20 protein-coding genes and 2 tRNA genes are annotated in these 21,095 nt (G+C 30.7%); 3 read left to right on the top strand and 19 right to left on the bottom strand.

Features of this window, described 5'->3' with window-relative positions; all coding sequences use genetic code 11:
• The first annotated feature begins 1 nt into the window (after position 1).
• Positions 2-739, top strand: coding sequence for a deoxyribose-phosphate aldolase (gene deoC, locus Q9969_RS11155; RefSeq protein WP_305557755.1), 738 nt, complete (start codon positions 2-4; stop codon positions 737-739).
• Positions 740-870: 131 nt separating this feature from the next.
• Here the strand turns inward: deoC and Q9969_RS11150 are convergent.
• The 7 genes from Q9969_RS11150 to tes form a co-directional block, all read right to left on the bottom strand.
• Positions 871-943: transfer RNA gene (locus Q9969_RS11150), tRNA-Phe, on the bottom strand.
• Positions 944-946: 3 nt separating this feature from the next.
• Positions 947-1,018: transfer RNA gene (locus Q9969_RS11145), tRNA-Val, on the bottom strand.
• A gap of 163 nt (positions 1,019-1,181) precedes the next feature.
• A complete protein-coding gene (locus Q9969_RS11140; protein ID WP_042691314.1) occupies positions 1,182-1,382 on the bottom strand; it encodes a histone family protein in 201 nt (66 codons plus the stop codon).
• A 199-nt stretch (positions 1,383-1,581) separates the two neighbouring features.
• Positions 1,582-2,862, bottom strand: a complete 1,281-nt coding sequence (locus Q9969_RS11135) for a tRNA (N(6)-L-threonylcarbamoyladenosine(37)-C(2))-methylthiotransferase (protein ID WP_305557753.1) — start codon at positions 2,860-2,862, stop codon at positions 1,582-1,584.
• 9 nt (positions 2,863-2,871) lie between these two features.
• Positions 2,872-3,492, bottom strand: coding sequence for an HVO_0476 family zinc finger protein (locus Q9969_RS11130; RefSeq protein ID WP_305557751.1), 621 nt, complete (start codon positions 3,490-3,492; stop codon positions 2,872-2,874).
• Positions 3,493-3,504: 12 nt separating this feature from the next.
• Positions 3,505-3,990 (bottom strand): homoaconitase small subunit, encoded by a 486-nt coding sequence (hacB, locus tag Q9969_RS11125; protein ID WP_305557749.1) that lies wholly within the window; start codon positions 3,988-3,990, stop codon positions 3,505-3,507.
• A gap of 88 nt (positions 3,991-4,078) precedes the next feature.
• A complete protein-coding gene (gene tes / locus Q9969_RS11120; protein ID WP_305557747.1) occupies positions 4,079-5,587 on the bottom strand; it encodes a tetraether lipid synthase Tes in 1,509 nt (502 codons plus the stop codon).
• A gap of 135 nt (positions 5,588-5,722) precedes the next feature.
• Here tes and Q9969_RS11115 point away from each other — a divergent pair, with 135 nt between their 5' ends.
• Positions 5,723-6,289, top strand: coding sequence for a CDP-2,3-bis-(O-geranylgeranyl)-sn-glycerol synthase (locus Q9969_RS11115; protein WP_305512915.1), 567 nt, complete (start codon positions 5,723-5,725; stop codon positions 6,287-6,289).
• On the opposite strand, the gene Q9969_RS11110 is transcribed toward Q9969_RS11115, so the two are convergent.
• The 12 genes from Q9969_RS11110 to Q9969_RS11055 all read right to left on the bottom strand — a co-directional run bounded on the left by Q9969_RS11110 (position 6,286) and on the right by Q9969_RS11055 (position 19,198).
• A complete protein-coding gene (locus Q9969_RS11110; RefSeq protein WP_305512913.1) occupies positions 6,286-7,308 on the bottom strand; it encodes a hydantoinase/oxoprolinase family protein in 1,023 nt (340 codons plus the stop codon). The two genes, Q9969_RS11115 and Q9969_RS11110, sit on opposite strands and share 4 nt — an antisense overlap.
• A gap of 1 nt (position 7,309) precedes the next feature.
• On the bottom strand, positions 7,310-8,398 hold the full coding sequence (locus tag Q9969_RS11105) for an ATP-grasp domain-containing protein (RefSeq protein ID WP_305512912.1): 1,089 nt from the start codon (positions 8,396-8,398) through the stop codon (positions 7,310-7,312).
• Complete coding sequence (gene wecB, locus Q9969_RS11100; protein WP_305557745.1) at positions 8,382-9,704, bottom strand: UDP-N-acetylglucosamine 2-epimerase (non-hydrolyzing); 1,323 nt, start codon at positions 9,702-9,704, stop codon at positions 8,382-8,384. The genes Q9969_RS11105 and wecB overlap by 17 nt, the downstream gene beginning before the upstream one ends.
• Positions 9,705-9,774: 70 nt before the next feature.
• Entirely contained in the window at positions 9,775-10,641 is an 867-nt protein-coding gene (truA, locus tag Q9969_RS11095) for a tRNA pseudouridine(38-40) synthase TruA (protein WP_305557742.1), read from the bottom strand.
• Between the two features lie 664 nt (positions 10,642-11,305).
• Positions 11,306-12,121: a hypothetical protein gene (locus Q9969_RS11090; RefSeq protein ID WP_305557740.1), complete on the bottom strand. Its 816-nt coding sequence runs from the start codon at positions 12,119-12,121 to the stop codon at positions 11,306-11,308.
• 474 nt (positions 12,122-12,595) lie between these two features.
• Positions 12,596-13,207, bottom strand: coding sequence for an ATP-binding cassette domain-containing protein (locus Q9969_RS11085; protein WP_305557738.1), 612 nt, complete (start codon positions 13,205-13,207; stop codon positions 12,596-12,598).
• Positions 13,197-14,138 (bottom strand): ABC transporter ATP-binding protein, encoded by a 942-nt coding sequence (locus Q9969_RS11080; RefSeq protein ID WP_305557736.1) that lies wholly within the window; start codon positions 14,136-14,138, stop codon positions 13,197-13,199. The genes Q9969_RS11085 and Q9969_RS11080 overlap by 11 nt, the downstream gene beginning before the upstream one ends.
• Positions 14,139-14,146: 8 nt before the next feature.
• Positions 14,147-15,007: an ABC transporter permease gene (locus Q9969_RS11075; RefSeq protein WP_305512956.1), complete on the bottom strand. Its 861-nt coding sequence runs from the start codon at positions 15,005-15,007 to the stop codon at positions 14,147-14,149.
• Complete coding sequence (locus Q9969_RS11070) at positions 15,007-15,996, bottom strand: ABC transporter permease (RefSeq protein WP_305557786.1); 990 nt, start codon at positions 15,994-15,996, stop codon at positions 15,007-15,009. The genes Q9969_RS11075 and Q9969_RS11070 overlap by 1 nt, the downstream gene beginning before the upstream one ends.
• Positions 15,997-16,061: 65 nt before the next feature.
• Positions 16,062-17,735 (bottom strand): ABC transporter substrate-binding protein, encoded by a 1,674-nt coding sequence (locus Q9969_RS11065; RefSeq protein WP_305557734.1) that lies wholly within the window; start codon positions 17,733-17,735, stop codon positions 16,062-16,064.
• A gap of 332 nt (positions 17,736-18,067) precedes the next feature.
• A complete protein-coding gene (locus Q9969_RS11060; protein WP_305557732.1) occupies positions 18,068-18,628 on the bottom strand; it encodes a GNAT family N-acetyltransferase in 561 nt (186 codons plus the stop codon).
• 408 nt (positions 18,629-19,036) lie between these two features.
• Complete coding sequence (locus tag Q9969_RS11055) at positions 19,037-19,198, bottom strand: hypothetical protein (protein ID WP_305512896.1); 162 nt, start codon at positions 19,196-19,198, stop codon at positions 19,037-19,039.
• 256 nt (positions 19,199-19,454) lie between these two features.
• On the opposite strand from Q9969_RS11055, the gene Q9969_RS11050 reads away from it, so the two are divergent.
• Positions 19,455-21,080 (top strand): ABC transporter substrate-binding protein, encoded by a 1,626-nt coding sequence (locus Q9969_RS11050; RefSeq protein WP_305512894.1) that lies wholly within the window; start codon positions 19,455-19,457, stop codon positions 21,078-21,080.
• Positions 21,081-21,095 lie beyond the last annotated feature (15 nt).

The raw sequence follows: 21,095 nt of genomic DNA, 5'->3' as shown, positions 1-21,095 counted from the left end.
TATGATGTACAATATAAAAAATTCAAAAGAGTTAGCAAGTTTAATTAACTACACCAATTTAAACAACATAATTACTGAAAGTGAAATGAAAGAATTTCTTGAAAAGGCAAAAGAATTGAAGTTTAATTCAGTAGTTATTTCACCAACATACATATCATTAGCTAAAGAAGTTTTAAAAGACAGTGATGTTAAAATTGGAAGTGTGGTAGGATTTCCTTTAGGTTTTGAAGATACTGAAAGCAAAATAGCTGAAACTAAAGAATTACTTGATAAAGGAGTGGACGAAATCGAAGTAGTGATGAATTTGAGCTACCTCAAAGATGAAAAATATTCCTTACTTGAAAATGAGATAAAGCAACACAAAGAAGTTATGGGAGACAAAGTATTAAAAGTAATTATTGAAAGTAAAGCTTTAGAAGATTATGAAAAAGCTAATGCTGCCAAAGTAGTTGAAAAAAGTGGAGCAGATTATATTAAAACATCCACCGGATTTGTAGCTCCAGGCCATATCTTTGAACATGTAAATGACATTAACATTATCCAAAAATATGCACCTCAAATAAAAATTGAAATTTATGGCGGTGTTGATGAATATAAATTTGCAAACCAAATTTTAACTGGAGGAGCAGATTTAATCGGAAGTGACAAAGGTTATGAAATTGTTAAAAGATACAAAACATTAAGAGAAAACACTCAAGTAAAACCTAAACCAATTACCTTAGGTAAAACCAGCAAATAGATTAAAAAACCCATCACCTTTTTTAATCCAATACCTCCAAGAGCATAATAAAGATTTTCTAAATTATTTTATGTTCAAAATTAAAATATTGTATCCGGAAATTAGTTATAAAAAAAGATAATAAAATAGGATGCCATGGGCCGGACTTGAACCAGCGACATCTAGATCTTCAGTCTAGCGTTCTCCCATCTGAACTACCATGGCATATGGACCGAACGAGATTCGAACTCGTGATCTCCTCCACGTCAAAGAGGAATCATACCCCTAGACCACCGGTCCTATACAACATTATATAATTAGGTTTAACTAATATATAAACTTTTCTTAGTTGAATAGAACAAGCAGTTAAAATTAATTTAGATAAAATAAAAAAAATTGACCAAGAAAAATGGCCAATAGATTTTATTATATAAGCTATTTTGAAAATAAACAATTAGTAAATCTATTTGATTGCTAATTTGATATCTTCAGCTTTTACAGTTTTTCTACCAGCGTGGCGTGCGAAATTAACAGCTTTTTGTGCGATTTCGTCACCTTTTTCTTCTAATGCTTCAGCTAATGCAATTTTTGCATCGTCACTAATTCTTTGTGCGCCAGCATTTTTTAAGATACGACCGACTGGTGCGATTGGTAATTCACTCATAATTACACCTCCAATTAAAAGATAGTAAACAATAGTATATAAAGGTATCGGTAAAACTCAATAATAATCGCTCATATTATACCACAATAACTGTTACAAAATACTTTTGAATATTAAAAAAAAATATAGATATTATAAAAATTTAAAGCATAAAAAAAGACAATTATATAAAAATAAGAATAGTAAGAAAATTAAAAAATTATTCTTCCAATAATTCGCTTTTAAGATAAGTTGAGGTAGCTTCAGTTATCTTTACATTAACAAAGGTTCCTAATTCAACATCCTCAACAATAACTGGAATATATGAATTAGTTTTTGCTATATATCCACCTTTAGAACCTTTTTCAACAACCAAAACATTTTGAACCGTATTGACCAATTCCTTATTTTCTTCTTTGGTTATTTCCTGTTTAATTTCAGACAAAAATTTTGATCTTTTTTTCATTATTTCATGAGGAATCTCAACTAGAGATGATGAAATTGCACCAATTCTATGCTGATATTTTGACAGATGTATCAAACTTGGTTTTATCTCTTTTAATAATTTTACAGTTTCACCGAAATCTTCATCACTTTCAGTTGGATATCCAACAATAATATCAACAGCCAATGTCAAACTTGGAATTTCCTTTTTAAATTTTGATACAATTTCCTTATATTGTGAGATGGTATGGCCTCTTCTCATGTCGGACAATACCTTATCACTTCCACTTTGTACAGGCAAATGAATAAAATCATATACCTTCAGATGTTTTATTGCATCGATTATTCCATCAACATCATTTAATATGTTTTTAGGATGCATCATTCCAACACGAACTCTGAAATCTCCATTTAAATTAGCCACTTCTTTAATTAAATCAGATAGTTTTACACCACTGTCCCGACCAAATGCCGCAGTATCCTGAGCAGTCAATTGTATTTCACAAGCACCATTTTCAATAGCTTCCTGTGCTTCAGCAACAATATCTTCAATAGAATAACTATTTAAAGGTCCTCGCGCAAAACGAGTACAGCAAAAAGTGCATGCACCTAAACAACCTTCACAAATCTGAAGAATATGAATTAAACTATCATCTCCGACTTTAGGAACGCCAACTTTAGATTCTTTTGAAAATCCTGTTTCACGAATAATTTCTCCACAATATGATGCATTAACCACACTGGCAGATTTATTTAATTGATGTGGGCCAATCCATGAAATATCCTCCCCGAGTTTATTTAATTTTTCAGGATCGATTTCAACCATACATCCGCCAACAATGATTTTTTTATCAGGATACTCTTTTTTTAATTTTTGAATCCTGTAAGTCATTTTATCTTCAGTAGGCAATTTGACATAGCAAGTATTTACAATGATTACATCTGCTTCCCCAATATTATCAACAAGAACCATGCCATTTTCTTGCAAATTTCCAGCGATGATTTGTCCATCTGCTTGGTTAAATGTACAACCATAAGATTCAATGAAAACTTTCATTTAGATACCTTATTTAGTTTTTTTAAAAATATTTCTAGTTAAATCATAATCATAATTATTGAATTTAACTGGTTTAGAATAAACTCTTTTGATTACTCCTGCTTTTGCAAAGCCGGAAGTTAATTTTTTTTCCTGTGTTTTAATAACATGTACTTTAACTATGTGTTTATCAAGTTTAATAATATCTCCAGGAGCTATTTCAAAATCCCTTTCAAGGTCGAGTTTATATGAATCAACTTCACCATGCAAATCTACTGAAAATCCAATACGTGCTGGAATTTCAACTGAAGAAGCCCAAATTGTATCAACATCTTCCAGTTTTGATTTATTTACTCGCCTATCTCCAATTTCAATACCAGTTACCTCAACTTGACCTAAATCACTAAGTAAAGTGTCGCCAACTTTTAAGTTATCGCTTGGAGACAAATCAATTGTGGTTTTATGAGATTTGTCCTGCTCTGAAATAATTAATCTGTAAGGTCTAGGTTTCTTAAGAGAAATAATGTTCCTGTACACATGACCGCAATCTTCACATTTTAATAAGTACTTTTCTGTAAATTTCTTTTTTGTTGTTTTTTGTTTTGAATTTAATATTTCAATATTATCCGACCCGCAAATTGGACAATCCATTTTTATGCCTCCTTATTCAGAATCATTTAAATAGTGATTAACTAATCCTCCATCCTCTAATATAGACAACATGAATTTTTTAAATGGTTCAAAAGTTTTTGACACCCCTGTGGTTTTATTAACCAATGTTCCTTTTGACAAATCAATACTAATAACGTCTCCATCTTTAGCTTCAATATCGCAAACAATAACCGGCAGCCCGATATTTATTGCATTTCTATAAAAAATCCTCGCAAATGATTTGGCAACAATGGCGCTTACCCCAGCAGTTTTGATTGCAACTGGTGCCTGTTCCCTTGAAGAACCACAACCAAAGTTTTCATCAGCCACTATGATATCTCCAGATTCAACATTTTGAGTAAAATCGGGCCTTTCACCTTCTAGAACATGATCTGCTAAATCTTGAGGATCAAATGTTCTTAAGTATCTTCCAGGAATAATAACATCAGTATCAATATTCTCCCCAAAGATCCATGTTTTTCCTTCAATAGTATCCATAAGTATCACTCTAAAAAAGATTAATAAATAAAAAAAAATAAAGTATCTGAAAAATCGCAAATACGAAGTTAAGGTGATTTTTGTAAGTTTATTCCTTTTTTCGTTTTAATGGTTTTGCGAATTTCTTTTCAACACCCGGACGATACATTGAATTGAATGTGCAGAATGGAATAATCCTACCATCCGGTGTTGCATAGTGGATAACACATTTTTTAACCCTATCTTCATCAAAATTAAATGGATCCATAAAGTGCATGCATGAGATAAGCATTGCATCTTTAGAAAAGTCCCCTAAAGCGTCATAATCCCCTTTAACGAATACATTTAATAAAACCTTAGTAATATCCAAATCTTTTGGAGTTCTACTGGTATGAACCATTTTAGTAAGATTTCCTGTTAAACCAGCTAAAACCCTTTTACGAGATCCGAATTTACCTTTTTTGAGTATTTCATTATATTCCTTTAATTTATTAAATAAATCTTCAACATCAATAAAGTCAGTGATTGGAATTAGTTTGTCTTTACCCTCACCTTCAGTTTTTTCTCTAAACACATAAGTAGCTATACCACAATGCTCATGACAGTTTAAAGTTACTTTTGCTGAATCTTCACCATGTAAACGAGAAATAAACTCAGCAATTGGTTCTACAGAAGATGGCGGGTAAAAAGAACTTGTCGGTACTTGGCCATCAGTTTCCTTCTCAATAATTTTAACAAAATCCGGAATAGTAATTCTTTGTTCTTCAACATGATCTGCAGGAGTCCTTCCAGCAAAGGAGACCGGTTGGAAGTTTACTCCATAAATTATGTCATTGTGATCAAATGCGAATTTAATAATCTCTCCAACTTGATGGTCATTGATGCCTTTAACTAAAGTCGGTACAAGAACAATGCCCAAACCAGCTTTTCTACAGTTTTCAATAGCCTGAATTTTATCTGGAAGCAAATTCCTAGCCCTATTGTAAATGTAAGGTTCGGGAGTTACTCCATCAAAGGCAAGGTAAACTGTATTCAATCCTGCTTCTTTAAGTTGTTTAGCAAAATTCTCTCTTTTAGCTAATCTGATACCATTAGTTGCGATTTGAACATGAGTAAAACCTTCTTCTTTTGCCATTTTAATAAGATCAACTAAATCTTTTCTGACAGTAGGTTCTCCACCAGCATATTGAATAGCAGGACAGGGATAAGGTTTTAGATTCCTCAAATTTCTAAGCATTTGTCTAATTTCATCTTGAGTAGGTTCATAAATATAACCAGCCGCTGCAGCATTGGCAAAGCAGACTGGACATTTTAAATTACACCTATTTGTTACATCAATTAATCCTAATACCGTAGAAGTCTCATGTTTTGAACATAAACCACAATTACTTGGACAGGAAGCAGTATCTTCAACACAAGGATTATCAACACCCGTAATTGTTGGAATAAAATTCTCCATCCGATTGTATAAACTCTCATCACTCCAATAAGTGTTTACAAACTCTCCATGTTCATCGCAAGTTTTTTTGATGAAAACTTTCCCATCTTCATCGAAAACTTCAGCATCAACAGGTTTTCCACACTCTGGGCATAAACTTTTTGTATTTTTTATTTTCAAATAATCACCTTTTTACTAATAAAATTCTATTAGTACAAACTTACATAATATAATATATTTAAAACAATTTAATATTTAAATATTATTAATTTTATATATGTATATAAGTATAATTTCAAATGGTGAAAAAATTAAATGGCATTCAATATTCAAATAATTTCAATAGCATTCTTAACCACATTATATTTTATTCTTCCAGCATATTTTTCAAATGGAGGGGCATTAGCATTCGGTGGAGGAACACCAATTGATTTTGGAAAATGTGACTCAAAAGGTAACCGTTGGATTGGAGATGGAGTTACTTGGAGAGGGCTAATTGCTGGAACGTTAATTGGTATGATTACTGGTGCCATTCAAGGATATCTAGCCCCTATGATTTTAAATGGCGTTGAACCTTATTTAATAACCCCAATTGTGACTAATGTAGCTAATGGAATATTGATTGGATTTTTATTAGGTTTTGGAGCATTGGTTGGTGATGCTTTAGGCAGTTTTTTAAAAAGAAGACTTAGAATTGAAAGAGGCCAACCTGTTCCCTTTCTAGACCAATTAGATTTTATAATAATCGCAATAATTTTTGCAACACCCTTAGTTAGTGTTGATTGGATATTTATCATTATTGCCCTTATATTAACCTTGATAATTCACTTAATAGCTAATGGTGGAGCTTATTTAATTGGATTAAAAGATATATGGTATTAAACTAAATACTTCTCCATCATAACTGCCGTTCCAATAGCTGGAGCAACAGTACATTCATCATCAGTTAAGATATCCCCCATTGATTTAACCTCCAACTTTAAAAATTCAGCTGCCTTTCTATCTAAAATATCTTTTCCAAGACCTGTTGTCACTATTAAATCTAATTTTTGAGTATCGACAACCTGTTTTAGGCCATCAGCAATTTGTTCAACTTGTTTTTGATGAACAAATTTAGACATTTCAACAATATCCTCCATAGATAACATTTCTAAATCAGCGCAGACTACACGTGCAATTCTGCGGGCACATTCAATTTTAGATTTGCCTTCACCATCAAAAGTATCACAGATATAATCATCTTCAGTGATTAAATCCAATACTGTGTAAATATCAGCAGTTTGAGCAAATAGTTCACTAGCTACCCTGTAAGTTTTTCCATTTAATTCAACCTTATCCAAAAAACTTGCAAGAGAGGTTCTCAGAGTACCTGTATAAACTAGCTCACCAGTTGCAGACCTATCAAAATCAGATTTTCCGATTGCGCACTCTTTACTATCTTTAATAGGAATAATGTCCGTTGTTGTACTTCCAGTATCGACAAATATGCAATTATCAGATATTAATGTTGCAATTTGAGCTGTTGCAATCCAATTTGCAGCCGCCGCTTTAAGTGGGGTTTTTTCAATTTCTTCACTGGATAACATTCCATCAACACCAACATATGCAACGGAACATGAAAACGTATCTTCACATTTTTTAACCACATCCAAAACTCCATCTTTTTTAGTGTCATAAGCATCGACAAGTTCAGCAGTCATTGAAATACCTACAGCATCAATTTCAGAAACCGGACAAATGTTTTCAATCAGTTCAATTAAAACTTGTGACAAATCATCATTATTACTCCACATTGGCAGATATGCAAAGTCAACTTCAATATTCTTAATTTCACCTTCTTCAAAGTCAACTATTGCCAAATCGGTGTTTGCACCCCCAATGTCAAATCCTGCAATTTTCATGTTATATTCTCCTAATTTTTAATGAGTCTCCAGATTTTTTAAATTCAATTTCACCATCTAGAGAAATATCTAACTCCCCAATAGCTATTTCTCCATCGATTAGTTCGATAATGGATTTGGCAATGTTGAAATTAGCCACTTTGTTCAATCCTACATAAGGTGTTGTAAATCTGGAATTTATTTCTAAAAGATAAACCGAATAAACATCTTTTTCATCTGAATTTATTAATAAATCAACACCGGCAAAACCCTTTATACCTTCAATAGATTCAATAGCTTTTGTTGCAATTCTAAAAGCTTCATCTTCATATTTACTTTCAAATGGTAGTTTACCACCCAGATAAATTCCTTTATCATTTTTAAGTTCAACATATTGTTCATTGAGACTTATAGGAATTGCCTTTTTGCCATCCGAAATTAAACTGACACTAATATCAATCCCATCAATATATTCCTGAACAATCACACGGGAACCGGGCTTGAAAATTTTATCCAAATCCAAAGTTAAATCTTCAATGTTTTCAATTATGACAATGTCTTCACAGTCAACACCCATCAATGGTTTTATGATTAATTTAAGTGGAGTTAAAGGATCTTCTGATTGCCATTTTTCATGCAGATTTTCAATTGCCCTTTTCCAGTATCCTTTTGAATCGATTTTAAATCTAAATGTTCTTGGTTGAGGAACATCCATTGGCAATGATTCATAAGTTTCATACTTATCCGATGTTTTAAAACAAGCTTCAGCTGATGAATTATATGTTTTAACATTATTGTCTTCCAATATTCTAGCAATATTGTATAAATTGTTGTTGTTTTCTGCAGATATGAAAATAGCATTGTTAAAGTTTGCTGCATTGTCAACTAACCAATCAACAACATCACAATCAATTAAAATAGGATTTGCATTATCATAATTTTTTATAATATATTCATAGGATTTATTAACTACAACATCAACATTAAAATCCTTCAAATCATCCAAAAGAGCAAACAATAATGCTTCTGCTTCTGAAATAATGCACTTGTCTTTTTCGCCAGAAGCGGTAAAATACTCAAATACCAATATGGACTCATTCTCTTTTATCATAAGTAATCATCATGCCTTTTAAATTTAAATCATCAGCCGGAAAACACATCTTATCCCCATCATAAGCCATGTGAATCAAAGCATTTTCTGTTTTTTCAAATTCGCCAACAGTTACATTTTCTGTAATTTCAGCCATTTTCCTTGTAAATGAATCCATAATATCTTCTGGAGCTTCAATGTCAAGTAACCCCTTATCATAATAATCTTCAATAGCATCAACTGTTAATTTTGCGGAATTTCCTTGACCATATGGATTTTTTGCATTTTTCATTTTATCTGCAAATTCTTTATCATCAAGGATTTTGCAAGCATTTTCAACTATGGCCTGTCTGTCAGATCCGACAAGAATATTGCCTCCTGCCGTTACTGTTTCTGGCCTTTCAGTATTATATCTTAACGTTAATGCAGGCACATCTAAAGTAATGGCTTCTTCTTGAAGACCTCCGGAATCGGTTAAAATTAAAGTTGATTTTGAAGTTAAAAGTAAAAAATCAAGATAACCTACCGGATTTACAATATGAACATTGTCTAAATCATTCAATTCATCAAATAATCCAAAGTTTTCCAAAGTTTTTTTAGTTCTCGGATGAATTGGAAAAATAATATTCAAGTCAGACAATTCTTTTAAAGCATCAATGATGTTAACTACCCTTTCTTTAATATCAACATTCTCTGCCCTATGCATTGTTAAAGTTGCAATATTTTCCATGTTTTCAATATCCAAGCCAGTAAGAGATTCATCTTCAAAACCTCTCTTTTTAGCTAAATCCAAATGTCTAAAACAGGCATCAACAACAGTATTGCCTGTTATGAAAAGATTTTTATGTGAAAATCCTTCAGACAGTAAATTAATAGCTGACTCCTCCGTTGGTATAAAATACATTATAGAAGCAACGTCCGCAGCCCTGCGATTAAGTTCTTCAGGCATTGTCATGTCAAAAGATCTAAGTCCCGCTTCAACATGGCCAACAGCAATATGTAATTTAGAAGCTACAAGTGCTCCTGCCAATACAGCATTAGTATCCCCTTGAACAAGTACAATATCAGGCTTTTCCACAAGAAGTACCTCTTCAATACCTCTCATCATTAAAGCAGTCTGTTTTCCATGAGTGTCGGAACCAACATGAATATTATAATCAGGAGTTGGCAGTTCCAAGTCTTTAAAAAAGTTATCTGACATTTCTTTATCGTAATGCTGGCCTGTATGTAAAACTATTTGATTGATGTTTCTTTTTGAGATTTCATCAATAATTGGTGCCATCTTAATAATTTCAGGCCGTGTTCCTAAAATTGTTGCTATTTTCATAATAATCACTTAAATAATATATATTTAAAATACTTTAAAACTTTTTATAAACAATTGAAATGCTGGGGAATTAAAAACCGTGCAGATCCTCTAAACTTTTTATCATAGCTTCACGAATTGCATATCTTTTTTGTAAATCCGTCAATGACCCCACAAGGTCACGTCTAAATCTTTCACAGGCATAATTGTCATGATTAAACTTGACTCCATCATATTGAATGTCCATTAAGATAAGATAGTCCGGCTCCATAACTTTAATATATGCTCTTGGTTCATCTTCTTTGGGATTTAATAATCTTTCAACCTCATCCAAATCCATTTTTCCAATAGCCACATCTACAAAGACCCTCATCATTTTACGAACCATGTTCCATAAAAATGATTCGCCATAAATATCCACAAATATTGGAGATAGTGTTTCATGAAGATTTGGAAAGTCTCTTTTGTGATAATCGGTGAAATTAACTTTCGTGATTTTAATATCGTCAATAGACCTGACAGTTGTTTTTTGAAATCTTTTAGTAAAATTAGTGAAGTTATGAGTGCCTTTAAATAATTCAGCACATTCATTTAATTTATCAATATCCAAATCCTGAAAGAGCATGTAACGGTATTGTCTCATCTGAGCATATCTCGGTTTAAAAGCATATCTTACCGGCGCACTTGCTAAAATTTGAATATCATCAGGTAAAGAATTGTTTATTTCGTTAACACGAACTTCTTTTTCAGACTGAAAACTAATTACATTGCCTAAACTATGAACTCCTGCATCAGTTCTACCTGCAATTCTAAATCTAGACTTTTTTAAATCATCAATATAGTTTAACTTACGTAAATGATAGATTAACTCTTCTTCAACTGTTCTAAGATTAGGTTGTCTTTGAAAACCATGGAAATTAGTTCCTATATATCCAATTTTTAGTGCTGTTCTCTTCATCAATATATTATTAAACTCAATGTAAAATAAAGTTTATTGAAAAATAATATGAGAGCAAATAGCTATACTTTGATAGCTATTTACAGTTATATGACATTTATAACGGATCCCCGTATCAATTCATCAATACAGCAGAGATAATAAAAATTAAAAATAAAAAATTGAAAGATAGAGTATGCATATTATATTTTATTTTTATCATCTCAATTATTCAAATAATTAAATAATCCAAATAATTATAAGTAGTAATAAGCATATAAAACTTAGCATATAATTAATCTTTAATTATAGCTTAAAAATTAAAATGAACCAATTAAATTAAATATAATAAAGAAAATAGTTAATATGCATTTAGATATTTTAATATAACTGAAGCAAATGACTTTATTAAAATAAACTGACAAACCCGAAAATTTATCAAAATGAGTTATATTTCAAAAAACAATTATTGAAAACATTATCTTGAAAATAAATATTAATTTACTCTAACATCATAATTTCAAATAAACATACCTTAAAAATAAAGAAACAAGCATAAATAATTAAAATAAAAAAAATGTAATAATTTTTTATGAAAAAATAATAAAATGCAATATAAGTATTTAAATGTATATTTACTATATTAACCTATTATCTTCCTCCTAATCATAAACGTGTTTGACAATTATTTTCTAAGTTTTACCATAACCTTATCGGTCTTTACTGATTTGTAATACCAATAGTCATGATAAGTTAACTCATCTTCCCCATCATCCCAATTACTCCATTTCCACTGACCTTTATTTTTAAAGTGAACTTTAGATAAGTAATTATCAGGATTTACAATTTTACCATTTTTATATACATATATTTTAAGTTTAAAACCTTTAGGTGTTTCCTTTTGATAAGTTTTAATCTTATATTTTCCACTATATTTTGTAACATATTTATTATTTTTAACTGCTACCTTAATATTGACATATTTACTTTTAGTAGCAGATTTCTTGACTATTAAATTAAATGTAGTGGAATCGCCTCTATACTTAGAATCTCCACTATATTTTACTTTACACACATATCTTTTAGCTTTGGATGGAGCTTTAAATGTTATTGAAAACTTTCCGTTTTTAACCTTAGCCGAATATTTTTTACCATCAACTTTTAATGATACCTTCCCCTTTGCAGTTTTTGCGATTTTATCAGTTTCATCATCAAAAATATAGCTGGTAATTTTAACTTTTTTACCGCTTTTTACAATTTTTGAATCGATTTCTAAATCGCTTTCTTTTTTCTTATTTCCAACTGCTGAGAAATCATCGTCATCATCATCGTCATCATCATGATCACGTGAACTAATTTTATCTATATTATTTTCAGAATCCAAAAGATCAGATTCTGACAAACCCGTCATGCTATTTTCATTATTCTCAATAGCAGTTACGGCCGTAACTGCTAATAAACTTACAATAAATATCGTAAGTAAAACAAATTTTTTATTCAATATTTTTTCCACACCTGTAAAATATGTCTAACATTTATATAGTTTTATGTACAAAAGTACATATTCAATATTATTTAATCTACTAACATATTAAGTTATTTACTATTCATGTAATTTGTGTTAAACTCAATTTTGTTTTTATAAAATCTTATTGAAATTAATTTTGGAGGGCGTTTTTTATGGAAGATTAACTTATAAAAAACCGCTTAGACGAACAGATATAAATTAAAAATTCAAAAGGTATGTGAAGAGTCTGTTTGATAAAGATATAATTTAAAACAATATTTTCTGGAAAAATAAAAAGAACATGAAAGAGTGCAAAAAAGAAAATAAAACTCAATGACCAGGTGGTTTGAGAAATCCGTATTTTCAAAAACTAAATTTAACAAAAATCAGCGAATTTTTTTACAGTAGGATCTTCAATTATCAATACTGTAAATTGTTTAAAAAAATAAATGAAATTAAATAAAAGAATTATTTTTTATTTAATTCGTTGAAATAAAATATTTCGTCTGATACTACTTCAAGTAATGATTTATCATGGCTTACAGCTAAAATTCCAATATTATTTTTTTTAGCATAATTTAATAATACATCCCATATTTGTACTTGTGTTACTGTATCAAGCATGGTACTGATTTCATCTGCAATGATAAATCTTGTTTTAGGATGTAAAGATCTCAATATTGAAAATCTTTGCAATTCTCCCCCAGATAACTCATTAGGCCATCTTTTTAACCAACCATCAGAAATACCAAATGTATCTCTTAATTCTTTTGATGGAACCCATGATTCCTCCAAAATATTTTCCATTTTCCATTTTGGATTCATAGTTTTTTCAGGATGTTGAAATATAAGTTGTACTGGATTATAATCCTTAGACTCTATAGGATTATTATCAATTGTTACAGTTCCTTCGTATCTTGGAATATAACCAGAAAGTATTTTACATAAAGTACTTTTACCACTACCACTATCACCAATTAAACCTATTACTTTATCATTAGGAACACTTATAGAAATATTATTTAATATAGGTGAATCTTTTTTATAAGCAAATGAAATATTATTTCCTTCAAGTTTCATCGTATTCCTCCCACAGGTGACATCTAACTTTATTATTTCCAATATCACGTAATAATGGCTTAGTATCTTTACATATTTCTTTTCTCATTGGACAATTTTTATAATAAATACAACCTTCTTCATCATTTAATGGTTGGGTGCCCTCAGTTAATTTAAATCCATTATCCGGCAAAGCTCCTATTAATGCTTTTGAATATGGGTGCATTAACTTATTAACATCTTTAAAGTTTTCTACTTGATTAATTTCAATTACATAACCTGAATAAAATATTGCAATTCTATTAGCAGTTCTAATAGCTACTTCTATATCATGAGTAATTAAAATAATGCCTTTACCATCTTCAGCTAACCTTTTAATATCATTGATTGTTTCTTCTACGCTTTTAGCATCTAATCCAGGTGTTGGTTCATCAGCAACTAATAAATCTGGATCAGACAATAATGCGGTTGAAAGTAAAACTTTTCTCGCCATACCTCCAGATAGTTCAAATGGATACATTACATCTACAGATTCATCTAGACCATATTTAGCAAATACTTCTCTTTGATGGGATTTTTTACGTTTATAATCTTCTTCACCATTCGTTTTTCCAATAGCTTGCTGCGATACTTTCATTAAAGGATCCAGGTAATTGACTGATTGTGGAACTAAACAGATATTTTTACCTCTAATGGCCTTTTTATCTTCTTCTGTTAAAACTTTACCTTTAAAACTAATATCTCCCGTGCATGTTGCATTATTTGGAAGAATTCCCAATATAGCATGAGCAAGTAGACTTTTGCCTGACCCGCTAGACCCTAGAATAGCTACAACTTCTCCCTCTTCAACATCCAATGATAAATCAGAGATTACTTTTAGTTCCCTTTGTTGTAGTCCTTGAACATATTGAGTAAAACCTATTGATAAATTTGAAACACTTAATAATTCCATAAAAACACCTAATTTTGAGCCTCAGATGGATCTAATAACTTATGTACATACTCACCAATCAAATCAAATAACAATACAATGATTAATAAAGAAACACCAGGGAAAAATGCTAACCACCAGCAACCATTTGACAAATATTGCATGGATTCAGCTAAAATAATACCAATAGCCGGTTCATGTGGAGATAAACCAAATCCTAAGAAAGTAATACCTGCTTCATGCATAATTGCATGAGGAAACATTAATATAACACCCACCACAATTTGTGAAAGTAATAATGGGAACATATGCTTTGTTGCAATCCATAGTTTGGATTTACCTTGTTGTTCAGCTACTTTAATAAACTCCATTGTTTGTATTTGCTTTACTTCAGCCCTTAAAATACGAGCTAATGGTGTCCAATGAGTTAAACCAACACCCATAATTACCCCATAAAATCCTCCACCAAAAGAGATTGACAATAAAATAATAAGCAATATATGTGGAATAGCTGAGAACAAATCTATTATTCCTGCAACAAATTCATCTAATATTCTATTAACTCCTGAAAACAATCCTAAGACAATTGCAACTGCTGTACTTATGACAGATGCAAAAGCCCCTACTCCCATACTCAATCCAAGTCCTGCAACAGTTCTTACAAACATGTCCCGACCCATCCAATCAGTACCGAAAATATGCTCAAAAGAAGGCAATTGATTAAACTGTGAAAAATTAGTGGTTAATGAAGATACATCAATAATCATACTACTTATTAGGATAACTAATAAAAATAGTGTAGATATTCCAATTATAACCAATGTTTTAGTTCGGAGATTAGCATTATATATAAACCAAGGCTTTTTATCATCACTTTTCTTTTTAAACATCATACCTCATTCTCCTTAATACGTGGATCAATAAAGTAGTATAAGATATCTGCAATTAAATTTCCAACAAACACAAATACTGCACTTATTACAACTATCCCCAATAATAATGGCACATCACTTTGAAGACCTGCAGCAACAGCAGTTTGACCAATTCCAGGATATAAAAATACTTGTTCTACAAGTATTGTTCCTCCAAACAATTCACTGAAATTTAAGAATTGTAATGTTAAGGCAGGTAATAAAATATTACGTATGCCATGTCTTTCGATTAAATCCCAACCATCTTCACCTCTAGATTTGGCAAATAACACATAATCTGAAGACAATACATTTAATAGTTCATTACGTGTATACAATGCAATTGGTGCAACACCAACCATACTTAATGTAAGCGTTGGCAGCACAAGTCTTGCAAGCCATTGCCATATCGTTACATCCGTGCTCGACACTCCAATGGGAACACCTAATCCAACTGGAAACCATCCCAGTTCTACTGAAAAAATTACTAAAATAAGTAATGCTATCCAAAAGGTTGGTGCTGACTGCAAGATATAACAATAAACCCTTATGATTTTATCAATCCATGATCCCCTATTTTTACCTGATACAACACCTAAAACAAATCCTAATAACCCGCTGATAACCCAGGATAATAACATTAATACTAAAGATGCTGTGAATTTCTCAAATATAACATCACTTACAGGTTTTCTAAAAATTAATGAATTTCCAAGGTTTCCTTGAATAAAATTAGTAAACCAATTAAATATTTTAGTGGTAATAGGTTGACCTACACCCCAATACTGTTCTAATAATGCTCTTTGAGCTTCAGTCACAGGAGTTTCTCTTAAATATGCATTAACAGGGTCAATAGGCGAAAGATCCAATAATAAAAAACTAAAAATCGAAACTGCTACCATCAAAACAATGAAATGAACTAACTTATTCCTAAAAAAAAGCATCATACGTGAATCCATATTATCAATACTCCAAAACTAATACATGTTAAAAACTATTTTAAAAAAAAAAAATAAAAAAAAGAAAGAAATGATTATTTAGTTGAATTGGTACGTGTCCATTCACAAATGTTTTGCATATAGTCGTGACCTACGCTTGGAGGAGCACCCATATCAATATCATTCTTTACAAAATAACAGTAATCAAAATCAGCAATCCATAACCAAGGAGCATCTGCATTAGGTCCAAATCCAGAACCAGAACCAGTATTGGCAGCGTCAGCCCAAAGACTATTAGAAGCATTGACATCATTTTCTCGTAAAGCAGATTCTAATATGGCATCTACTTCTGAATTACCATATCCATTTGGATTCATATAATTATCTTCACTATAATTTTCTTTACTATGATATTGTTGGTAAATATTCCTGTAAGGATTATCTGAAGATTGTTGGAATACAGCAGAATCTTTATACATTCTAGAATATATTGTATCCCAGTCTGTTCCTTCCAACTCAATATTAATTCCTAAATCTTTAGCTTGTTCAGATACGACTGTTGCAAGAGCTTGTCTTGCTTGATCATCAGAACTATACAATACCGTGAAGGTTGCATTAGTACCATTTTTCTCTCTAATTCCATCACCATCAGTATCAATCCATCCAGCATCTTCCAATATTCTTTTAGCTTCTTTTTTATCATTGTCTTTTATAATAGCATTTGGATTAGAATATTTATGACTATCAACACCAGTATAATCAACTACTGCATGACCTTTATAAACAGAATTAACGATTTCTTCACGATTAATTCCAACATTTAAAGCTTTTCTTATTGCAATATCTCCAGTTACATTGTTACCTACATCATTTCCACCAGTGGTTTTTACACCAGTATCATTTTGATATGGGAAAGTTAAACCTTGTGCACGAGGACTATAAAATTCTACCAAATTATAACCTTCAATAGTTTCATTTAAACCTGAAATCGGTACTTGAACAACACTAGCCTGATTAGATTTAGCAATTTGCATTACAGCACTATCTTCCTCAGGGAACAACATAGTTATTTGTGTGAAATATGGCTTATCCCCATAATAATTATCATTTGCTTCAAAAATAGCTTGTTGACCTTTATCCCATTGTTTTAATACATAAGGACCAGTACCAATAGGATTTTCACCATAAGTCTCATTATTATAATCTTTTTCAGGTACAATACCAATATATCTTAAATCATATGTGAAAGTAGACTGAGGTGAATTTAAAGTAAATTCGACAGTATTATCATCTATGGCTTTAGCTTCCTTTAAGTTGGACATGTCTAATTCAGAACTACTTGTTCTTGCTTCATTGAATGTGAATGCAACATCTTTTGCTGTTAAAGTTTCGTTATTGGAAAATTTAACGTCATCTCTTATTCCAACAGTCCATTTAAGACCATCTGAACTTATATTATATCCTGTTGCTAAATCATTGACAAAATTGCCCTTCTTATCAGATTTTAGAAGTGTACTTTGAACTAAAGGGTTAAAGTTCATGTGTCCACAACCCCAACCGGTCAACGGGTTGAAACCTGTTGCAGGCTCACCAGTTAGACCAGGAACTGTTACAACAATATGGGTTGGATCATCATCATTAGACGTTCCCAACATTGAAGCAACTGCAACAATTGCAATAACAATGACAATTATAGCAACAATAGAATATTTCATTTTATTATCCATTTTCTTAAAACTCCATAATTCATTTAATCTATTATCAATCAAAGTAATACACCTATCATATAATTTAATAATAAATATAATACTTTTTAAATTAATAATATGATCAGATATATTTAATTCCATATTATTTAACTATTTCTAATAATTACTACAAAACTATGTGATTTCACTTTAAACAAAATTTTCATTAAAAATTTTTAGCTTTAACATTATAGTTTACGATAATAAATCGATTATAGTGAAATAACTTGAGTGCATAAATTAATCAAAAGAATACAGGAAAAAATAAATGAAACATTCTTTTAAACAAAAATCATGAATAATCAGCTAATTTTACCCGAGTACTGTTAAAAAATCCAAATTTTAAAAACAAATTATAATTTAACTACATATTGAAAATCAGCAACTCCAGGATTGATTTCTAATCCATAAATATTTTTATCCATATGAACAGTTTCAAGCTCGTTATTTTCATCAAAAGTGACAATGAACCCCATTTTTACCCAAAAATCTAAAGCACCATCTAATGTTTTGTGAGTGTGTAAATAAATTTCAGTATAATTTGATTCTTTTGCAAAATTCTCAGCAATACCAAACATTCTAGAAGCTAAACCACAACGTCGACATCTTTTATCAACAAACAATCTCCAGATACTTGAAGTATTTTCATTAGAATATGAATGTTTAAATTCAGGAAAATCCTTATCAAAAGCCCTTATACCAATTGTCGATATAATTTCTTCATTTTCATTATAAGCAACAAAAAAATTATTTCTTTTTGGAGCAATATAATAATCCTCCAAATTTACAATATCCTTATGCCACTTTGGAACGTAACCATATCCAAATTCTTTTTTAATCATGTTAAATAAGAATTTTTGAACCTTTCTAATTTCATGCGGATCATTACTTAACTTTTTAATAGTAACATTCATTTTAAATACCAGCCATCAAAGTATTATTAAATCAATTGTTTTTATGTATTAAGTAATACTTTTTAATAATTTCTGAATAACATTAATTAATAAAATACTAAATCATATATAAAATTTATGCTTTGAAAAATAAATGGCAATTGAATAGAAAAAGTCATTAGATGTATAAAATGTTTCAATCTTATTTATTCATCACATAAAGGATTAAATTAATTGAATTATTGATTTAACCATTGATATATCTAAAAATGAAATTTTAACTGTGTTATGTCAAATTAATTCAAAATCCAACGTAAATACAATATAAATTAAAAGCATTAACACAAGAAGATACACAAGAAATCAGAGGAAAGAATATTGTTATAGTACCTCAGCAAGCAAACTTCTTAGATTCTCTAATGAAATGTTTTAAGCAAGCAATAAAACACCACCAGAATTAAAAAGTAAAAAAGAGAAAAAAGCTATAATTCCATTATTTGAAGGAATAACTAGAAAAGTACTTATTTCAACTGCACCACATTTGATGGTAGAATATGCCTTAAGGATATCAATAATCTTTAATATTTTCATTAATGTTAATAATCAATTCAAATAAAAAAAAAATGTAATGATTTCACATTTCATTTATTATTCCTAATGATATAAATTAATTAAAAAATTGTAATAAATAATACTTTTTTAAGAAATAAATCAAATTAGTAATATTTTTCTTAGATAATTTTAAATACTTCTAAAATAATAAACTTAATTCAATTGTTATTTAATTAAATTATTTTTTAATTTAATAAATTTATAGCAATTGAAAATTTAAAATTTGGAGAAAAAAATGGAACGCAAATACATTATTGGAATAATCATTGTAATAGTTATTGCTATTATTGCTGGAGCGGTCCTCATGGGAGGAACCTCCACTGAAAGAGCAGATGATGAACTAGTAGTTGCCGCTTACAGTCATGGAGGTGAACCTGAGGCCGGTTTTGACCCAATGCTTGGGTGGAATTACCTTGCAGAACCTTTAATTCAATCTACATTATTAAAGATGACACCAAACATGACATATAAAAACGATTTAGCAACAAGTTGGGAAGCAAATGATGATTTTACTGAATACACAGTTAAAATCAGAAATGATGTTAAATTTACTGATGGTACTCCATTAACAGCTGAAGACGTAGCATTCAGTTACAATGAAGCTTCAACAAATGGAGCAAGTAACTTAGACTTCAGTAGTTTAAAAAATGTCACAGCTAAAGATAATACCACAGTTGTATTTAAATTAAACAAACCAGATTCCACATTTGTTGATAAATTTGCATATCTAGGTATTGTACCGTCTGATTCTTATAATAACGAAACATATGGATCTAATCCAATCGGTTCCGGACCATATAAATTCGTACAATGGGACAAAGGTCAACAACTTATCTTAGAAAAAAATACTGACTACTATGGAAAACAACCAGAATTTAATAAATTAACAATTCTCTTTGAAATGAATGATGCTGCATTCAATGCTGCTAAAAATCATGAGGTAGATGTGGCTGCTGTACCATTAGCTTATGCTAATGAAACAATTGATGGCTACAACATGAAATTACTCGATACTATTGATGTAAGAGGATTATCCTTACCGGTTGTACCTAATACTGGTAAAACAACTGAAGATGGAAATCATATGGGTAACAATGTTACTTCAGATAAAGCAATAAGAAAAGCATTAAACTATGGTATTAATAGAACTGCAATAGCTGAAGGTGCATTAAATGGATTTGGATATCCTAACTATGACGGTATTGCACACCAATTACCATGGGCTAACGATGAAGTAAATGCTATTGAAGATGGAGATGTTGATAAAGCTAAACAAATCTTAAAAGAAGGAGGATGGAAAGACACTGATGGTGATGGAATCGTTGAGAAAAACGGTACAAAAGCATCTATCAATGTATACTACGCATCTGATGCTTCTGAAAGACAAGCTATTGCCGTAACTATCGCTGAACAAGCAAAAGAATTTGGTATTGAAGTGAATGCAACTGGTTCCAACTGGGACGAAATGGATGCAATTAAAAATACCGACCCTGTCGTATGGGGATTCGGTTCTACTGACCCATCAACCTTGATGAGCGAATATTATGGAGAATATGCAGGTCAGAGTTACAATAATCCAGCTTTAGTAAATAACAGTGCTGTGGATAAACATATTGATACAGCCAGATCAATGGATCGTGAATCCTCATACAGTGAATGGTCTGGAGTTTCCTGGGATGGAAGTGAAGGTATTTCACCATTAGGTGATGCGGCATGGTTATGGGCTGGCGAAATAAAATACGGATACTTTGTTGATGACAGTCTAGATATTTCTGAAGATACTGCATTATTACAACCTCACGGAGGGGATATCTTCTCCAACATTTACGACTGGCACAGAGTTTCTTCTATTGAAAAATAAAAATATTTAAATTAT

The sequence above is a fragment of the Methanobrevibacter sp. V74 genome (assembly GCF_963082495.1).
Lineage (GTDB): Archaea > Methanobacteriota > Methanobacteria > Methanobacteriales > Methanobacteriaceae > Methanocatella.
This window is presented reverse-complemented; position numbering and strand designations above follow the sequence as displayed.

Coding starts and splice junctions, on each gene's coding strand:
- deoC (WP_305557755.1), top strand. CDS start 2: ATGATGTACAATATAAAAAATTCAAAAGAGTTAGCAAGTTTAATTAAC.
- wecB (WP_305557745.1), bottom strand. CDS start 9,704: ATGAAAATAGCAACAATTTTAGGAACACGGCCTGAAATTATTAAGATG.
- Q9969_RS11075 (WP_305512956.1), bottom strand. CDS start 15,007: ATGTTTAAAAAGAAAAGTGATGATAAAAAGCCTTGGTTTATATATAAT.
- Q9969_RS11105 (WP_305512912.1), bottom strand. CDS start 8,398: ATGATAAAAGAGAATGAGTCCATATTGGTATTTGAGTATTTTACCGCT.
- Q9969_RS11080 (WP_305557736.1), bottom strand. CDS start 14,138: ATGGAATTATTAAGTGTTTCAAATTTATCAATAGGTTTTACTCAATAT.
- hacB (WP_305557749.1), bottom strand. CDS start 3,990: ATGGATACTATTGAAGGAAAAACATGGATCTTTGGGGAGAATATTGAT.
- Q9969_RS11115 (WP_305512915.1), top strand. CDS start 5,723: ATGGCATTCAATATTCAAATAATTTCAATAGCATTCTTAACCACATTA.
- Q9969_RS11060 (WP_305557732.1), bottom strand. CDS start 18,628: ATGAATGTTACTATTAAAAAGTTAAGTAATGATCCGCATGAAATTAGA.
- Q9969_RS11055 (WP_305512896.1), bottom strand. CDS start 19,198: ATGAAAATATTAAAGATTATTGATATCCTTAAGGCATATTCTACCATC.
- truA (WP_305557742.1), bottom strand. CDS start 10,641: ATGAAGAGAACAGCACTAAAAATTGGATATATAGGAACTAATTTCCAT.
- Q9969_RS11050 (WP_305512894.1), top strand. CDS start 19,455: ATGGAACGCAAATACATTATTGGAATAATCATTGTAATAGTTATTGCT.
- Q9969_RS11135 (WP_305557753.1), bottom strand. CDS start 2,862: ATGAAAGTTTTCATTGAATCTTATGGTTGTACATTTAACCAAGCAGAT.
- Q9969_RS11085 (WP_305557738.1), bottom strand. CDS start 13,207: ATGAAACTTGAAGGAAATAATATTTCATTTGCTTATAAAAAAGATTCA.
- Q9969_RS11130 (WP_305557751.1), bottom strand. CDS start 3,492: ATGGATTGTCCAATTTGCGGGTCGGATAATATTGAAATATTAAATTCA.
- Q9969_RS11110 (WP_305512913.1), bottom strand. CDS start 7,308: ATGAAAATTGCAGGATTTGACATTGGGGGTGCAAACACCGATTTGGCA.
- Q9969_RS11140 (WP_042691314.1), bottom strand. CDS start 1,382: ATGAGTGAATTACCAATCGCACCAGTCGGTCGTATCTTAAAAAATGCT.